At 70.5% G+C, this 5,496-nt stretch carries 5 protein-coding genes; 4 read left to right on the plus strand and 1 reads right to left on the minus strand.

Annotation, left to right across the window (positions count from 1 at the left end; genetic code table 11):
* Positions 1-135: 135 nt before the first annotated feature.
* A complete protein-coding gene (locus tag ACWGH4_RS30285; RefSeq protein WP_453466527.1) occupies positions 136-1,182 on the minus strand; it encodes a LacI family DNA-binding transcriptional regulator in 1,047 nt (348 codons plus the stop codon).
* A 144-nt stretch (positions 1,183-1,326) separates the two neighbouring features.
* Between ACWGH4_RS30285 and ACWGH4_RS30290 the strand changes: the two genes are divergently transcribed.
* From ACWGH4_RS30290 to ACWGH4_RS30305, 4 genes are all read left to right on the plus strand, one after another.
* Positions 1,327-2,598, plus strand: a complete 1,272-nt coding sequence (locus ACWGH4_RS30290; RefSeq protein ID WP_453466529.1) for an MFS transporter — start codon at positions 1,327-1,329, stop codon at positions 2,596-2,598.
* 9 nt (positions 2,599-2,607) lie between these two features.
* Positions 2,608-3,969 (plus strand): Pup--protein ligase, encoded by a 1,362-nt coding sequence (gene pafA / locus ACWGH4_RS30295; protein ID WP_005319528.1) that lies wholly within the window; start codon positions 2,608-2,610, stop codon positions 3,967-3,969.
* A gap of 119 nt (positions 3,970-4,088) precedes the next feature.
* Positions 4,089-5,030, plus strand: coding sequence for an FKBP-type peptidyl-prolyl cis-trans isomerase (locus tag ACWGH4_RS30300; RefSeq protein ID WP_441265399.1), 942 nt, complete (start codon positions 4,089-4,091; stop codon positions 5,028-5,030).
* Between the two features lie 65 nt (positions 5,031-5,095).
* Positions 5,096-5,470: an FKBP-type peptidyl-prolyl cis-trans isomerase gene (locus ACWGH4_RS30305; protein ID WP_453466532.1), complete on the plus strand. Its 375-nt coding sequence runs from the start codon at positions 5,096-5,098 to the stop codon at positions 5,468-5,470.
* Positions 5,471-5,496 lie beyond the last annotated feature (26 nt).

Raw genomic sequence — 5,496 nt, forward strand, 5'->3', positions numbered from 1 at the left:
CGCCCGTGCGGTCCGGGGCGCAGTCATGTCCGGGCGACGGGGTACGCGAGCCGTCGCCTCATGCCCGTTCCCGCCCGAGGGCCCCGGCGAAGGCCCGGACACGCCCGTAGCGCCCTCATGGGCATCCGGTGAACGTCAGGCCGGTGGGGGAGCGGAGGAGCCCCGTACGACCAGCTCGACGGGAAGGCTGCGCTCCTCGGGGCGCCGGCCGTCGAGGACCGCGAGCAGCGCGTCCATGCCCCGCTCGCCCACCTGCTCCGCCGGCAGGCGGACGGTGGTGAGCTCGGGCTCCACGGCGGTCGCGAGGGCGAGGTCGTCGAAGCCGGTGACGCTGACGTCCTCGGGAACCCTCAGGCCGAGCCGCCGGGCCGCCTTGCAGGCGCCCGCGGCCAGGATGTCGTCGTCGCAGACGACGGCCGTGGGGCGTGGCCCAGGGGCCGTGAGGGCCCGCACGGCGGCTTCTCTGGCGCTGTCGACGTCGAGCGGCGCGGGCACGGTACGCACCTCCGTGCCGGCGACCCTGGCCGCCTCCTCGTGGAGAGCGCGGGCGCGTACGTCGAAGGTCCAGGAGGCGACCGCGGAGGCGAGGTGGACGATCCGCCGGTGGCCGAGAGCGGTCAGGTGGCCGATCACCTGCCGCATGCCGTCGGCGATGTCGAGGTTGACGTGGGCGGCGGCGCCGGTGTCGGCGGGGTCGCTGTCGAGCATGACCAGCGGCAGGTCGGTGCCGCGGATCGCCGTGAGGGCCTGCGCGGCCATCGAGGACGCGATGACGCCGTCGAGGGCCGCGCGGGCGGAGGCGAACGGGTCCTTGGCGGGCCCGACGCCCTCGGGGGACGGGTAGAGCACGACACCGAACCCGTGGCGGGCGGCGACGGCGGCGGCGCCCGTGTAGACGCGCGCGAAGAACTCGTTGGTAAGCGCGGGGACGACGAGGAGCGCGGTCCTGGTGCGGCCGAGGCGGAGGTTGCGGGCGGCGAGATTCGGCCGGTAACCGAGTTCCTGGGCGGCCTCGCGGACCACCGTAGCGGTCCGTTCCGAGACACGGCCGCGCCACTTGTCGCCGAGCACGAGCGAGACGGTGGCCTGCGACACCCCGGCGGCGCGGGCGACGTCCCTGCTGGTGGGGCGGGCGGAGTCCGCGCCGGCCGGGGGACGGTCCTGCTGGGACCGGTGTGCCATCTGTTCGCCGCCCTCGGCCGCCCGTCGGAGATGTCGCGACGTCCGGGGCGGCGGCGCTGTGGACCCGCGGACTGTCGACATGGTACGTATGGACCCTGAAGTTATACGTAAAACCTCGACGGAAGCCGGGGGAGAGGGGACGGCATGGCCGCCGGGTACGCAGACATCCTCAAGGCCCCGCACGCGGCACGCCTGCTGACCGGCACCCTGGTCGGCCGGCTGCCCAACGCGACCGCGCACATCGCCATCGTGCTGTTCACCCGCGCGGAGGGCGGCAGCTACACGCTCGCGGGCGCGCTCGCCGCCGTCTACGGCCTCGCCACCGCCGTCGGCCAGCCGCTGCTGGGCCGGGCCGTCGACCTGTACGGGCAGCCACGGGTGCAGCTGCCCGCCGCCGTCGTCTCCGCGCTCGGCATGTTCCTCCTCGCGGCGGCAGGCACCGGTTCGCTGTTCCTCGCCTACGCCGCCGTGAGTGTCGCGGGACTGTTCACCCCGCCGCTCGAGGGCGGGCTACGGGCCCTGTGGCCGAGCGTGCTGGGCCGTGAGGACCGCGTGCACCGGGCGTACGCCATGGACGCGGTCGCCCAGGAGATCATGTTCACCGTGGGACCGCTGCTCGTGACGCTGCTCGTCTCGCTGTGGTCGCCCGGTGCCGCGCTGTTCGTCATCAACGTCATAGGGGTCGTCGGCGCACTGTCGGTCGTGATGTCGAAGCCGTCCCGCGCCTGGCGTTCCGCGCCACGGGAGGCCCACTGGCTCGGCGCGCTCCGCTCGCCGGGCCTGCTCGCACTTCTCGGCGCGTTCTTCTTCGTCGGCCTGGCCCTCGGATCGATCACGGTCGCGGGCGTGGCCTACGCCGACGACCACGGGCGCGAGTCGGTGTACGGCTGGCTGATGGCCGCGCTGGGCCTCGGCGCCCTCGTCGGCGGCTCGGTGTACGGGGCGCGGCAGTGGGCAGGCGCCCCTGAGCGGCGGCTGCGGATCATCGTGGCCCTGCTGGCCGCCGGATACCTTCCGCTGATCCTCACGCCGGGTGTGGCCGCCATGACGGCCCTGTCGGCCGTCGCGGGCGTGTTCCTCGCGCCGGCGATCGCCTGCGCCTTCATCGTCGTCGACCGGCACGCGCCGCGCGGCACGGTCACCGAGGCGTTTTCCTGGCTCGTGACCACCTTCGGGGTGGGCGCGGCCGCCGGCACGGCGGTGGCGGGCCCCGCCGTCGAGATCGGCGGCACGGCGTGGAGTTTCGCGGTCGCCGGGGCCGGCGGGATCGCCGCGCTGCTGGTTCTGACGTCCACTCAGCGGGTACTCGCGGTTCCCGGCCGCACCGACGGCGTCACGGGCTCCGGCACCCACACATCGGAAAATGATCGAAACGGTGCCGCCCAACCCGGTTTCAGCTCAGGCCGTGAGGCGTAATGTTCAGACATGGACCGCCGCATTTTCGGGCTGGAGAACGAGTACGGCGTCACGTGCACGTTCAGGGGACAGCGCCGACTGTCACCTGACGAAGTGGCGCGCTACCTCTTCCGCCGTGTCGTGTCATGGGGCCGCAGCAGCAATGTCTTTCTGCGGAACGGAGCCCGCCTGTACCTCGACGTGGGTTCGCATCCGGAATACGCAACACCTGAATGCGACAACGTGACCGAGCTGGTCACGCATGACAAGGCCGGCGAGCGCATTCTCGAAGGCCTTCTCGTCGACGCCGAACGCCGCCTGCACGAGGAGGGAATCGCGGGCGACGTCTATCTCTTCAAGAACAACACCGACTCGGCGGGAAACTCCTACGGCTGCCACGAGAACTATCTCGTCGCGCGCCATGGCGAGTTCTCGCGGCTGGCCGACATCCTGATTCCGTTCCTCGTCACCAGGCAGTTGCTCTGCGGCGCGGGAAAGGTGCTGCAGACGCCCCGGGGAGCGGTCTTCTGCGTCAGCCAGCGGGCGGAGCACATCTGGGAGGGCGTCAGTTCCGCCACCACCCGCTCGCGCCCCATCATCAACACCCGTGACGAACCGCACGCGGACGCCGAGCGCTACCGCCGGCTCCATGTCATCGTCGGCGACTCCAACATGTCGGAGACGACGATGCTGCTGAAGGTCGGCGCGACGGACCTCGTCCTGCGCATGATCGAGGCGGGCACGGTCATGCGCGACCTCACGCTGGAGAACCCGATCCGGGCCATCCGCGAGGTCAGCCACGACATAACGGGCCAGCGCAAGGTGCGTCTGGCCAGCGGCCGGGAGGCCTCCGCGCTCGAGGTCCAGCGCGAGTACTACGAGAAGGCCGTCGACTTCGTCGACCGTCGCGGCATCCGCACCGGCACGGTCGAGCAGGTCCTGGAGCTCTGGGGCCGCACGCTGGACGCGATCGAGGAGGAGGACCTCGACCGGATCGGCACCGAGATCGACTGGGTCATGAAGTACAAGCTGCTGGAGCGGTACCGCGCCAAGCACAACATGTCCATGTCGCACCCGAGGGTCGCCCAGATAGACCTCGCCTACCACGACATCCACCGCAGGCGCGGCCTGTACTACCTCCTCGAGAAGAAGGGCCAGGCCGCCCGGATCTGCAACGACCTGAAGATCTTCGAGGGCAAGTCGGTGCCCCCGCAGACCACCAGGGCTCGGCTGCGCGGCGACTTCATCCGCCGGGCGCAGGAGCAGCGGCGGGACTTCACCGTCGACTGGGTGCACCTCAAGCTCAACGACCAGGCGCAGCGCACCGTGCTGTGCAAGGACCCCTTCCGTTCGGTCGACGACAGGGTGGAGAAGCTCATCGCCGGCATGTGATCCGACCCCGTCGCACGTGTGTCGGAACGTCACCCGGGCCCCGTACGTTTCTCGTGCGGGGCCCTCGGCACGCCCTAGAGTGTCCGCATCTACCGAGCCGTTAGAGATCTGAGGAACACGTGCGCCGACTTGCCGGCCTGCTCGTCGTACCCCTGCTGCTGTTGACGACAGCGGCATGCGGCGACGACAAGGGCTCCGATTCCGCTTCCACCTCGATGACGAACGGGCTGCCCACGATCACCGAGGGTGCGAAGTTCGGCGAGAAGCCGACCCTTGCCAAGGGCGAGGGCGAGCCTCCCAAGGACCTGAAGGTCAACGTCATCAGCGAGGGCAAGGGTCAGACCCTCAAGAAGGGCGACGTCGCCCAGGTCGACTACCTCGGCCAGGTGTGGGACGGCGAGGAGCCGTTCGACAACAGCTTCGACCGCGGCGAGCCGTTCACCGTGACGCTCGGCGGCGGCGGTGTCATCGAGGGCTGGCAGAAGGCGCTCGACGGCCAGAAGGTCGGCAGCCGTCTCGAGGTGGCGATCCCGCCGGAGCTCGGTTACGGCCCGCAGGAGCAGGGCAGCATCCCGGCCAACTCCACGCTGGTCTTCGTCATGGACATCGTCAAGGGCACCACGCTCCCGACCTCCGCCAAGGGCAGCGAGGTCGCCCAGGACAACATCGACCTGCCCAAGGTCGGCACGAACACCGACGGCGAGAAGCCGTCACTGACCGTGCCCAAGAAGGACGCGCCGTCCAAGCTTGTGTCGAACTACGTGATCGAGGGCACCGGTCCCGCGGTCAAGGCCACGGACACCCTGTCCGTGAAGTACCAGGGCGTCCTGTGGAAGGACGGCAAGGAGTTCGACAGCAGCTACGGCAGGGGCAACGCACCGGTGAGCTTCCCGCTCGCCCAGGTCATCCCCGGCTGGCAGAAGGGCCTCGAGGGCAAGAAGGTCGGCAGCCGCGTGCTGCTCGTCGTCCCGCCGGACATGGGCTACGGCGACCAGGAGCAGCAGGGCATCCCGGCCAAGTCCACCCTCGTCTTCACGGTCGACATCCTGGCCGTTCAGTAGGACGACCGGGACGTTCTGCAAGACTGTCCCGGTTGATCACACAGAGAAACGCAAGGAGCAAGACCGTGAGCATCGAGAAGCCCGAGATCGACTTCCCGGGCGGCGAGCCGCCGGCCGACCTGGAGATCAAGGACATCTGGGAGGGCGACGGCCCGGTGGCGAAGGCGGGCGACACCGTCTCCGTCCACTACGTGGGCGTGGCCTTCTCCACCGGTGAGGAGTTCGACGCCTCCTGGAACCGCGGCGCCCCGCTGCAGTTCCAGCTGGGCGTCGGCCAGGTGATCTCCGGCTGGGACCAGGGCGTGCAGGGCATGAAGGTCGGCGGGCGCCGCCAGCTGACCATCCCGGCGCACCTCGCCTACGGTGACCGCGGCGCCGGCGGCGGCCGCATCGCCCCGGGCGAGACGCTGATCTTCGTCTGCGACCTCGTCGCCGTCTGAGGCCTCGCGGAGCGACGTCGCGAGGG

It is taken from the genome of Streptomyces sp. NPDC054847 (assembly GCF_053610925.1).

What these genes read in the sequence shown, in the direction of transcription:
- ACWGH4_RS30290 (WP_453466529.1), top strand. Translation starts at nt 1,327, where the DNA reads ATGGCCGCCGGGTACGCAGACATCCTCAAGGCCCCGCACGCGGCACGC.
- pafA (WP_005319528.1), top strand. Translation starts at nt 2,608, where the DNA reads ATGGACCGCCGCATTTTCGGGCTGGAGAACGAGTACGGCGTCACGTGC.
- ACWGH4_RS30285 (WP_453466527.1), bottom strand. Translation starts at nt 1,182, where the DNA reads ATGGCACACCGGTCCCAGCAGGACCGTCCCCCGGCCGGCGCGGACTCC.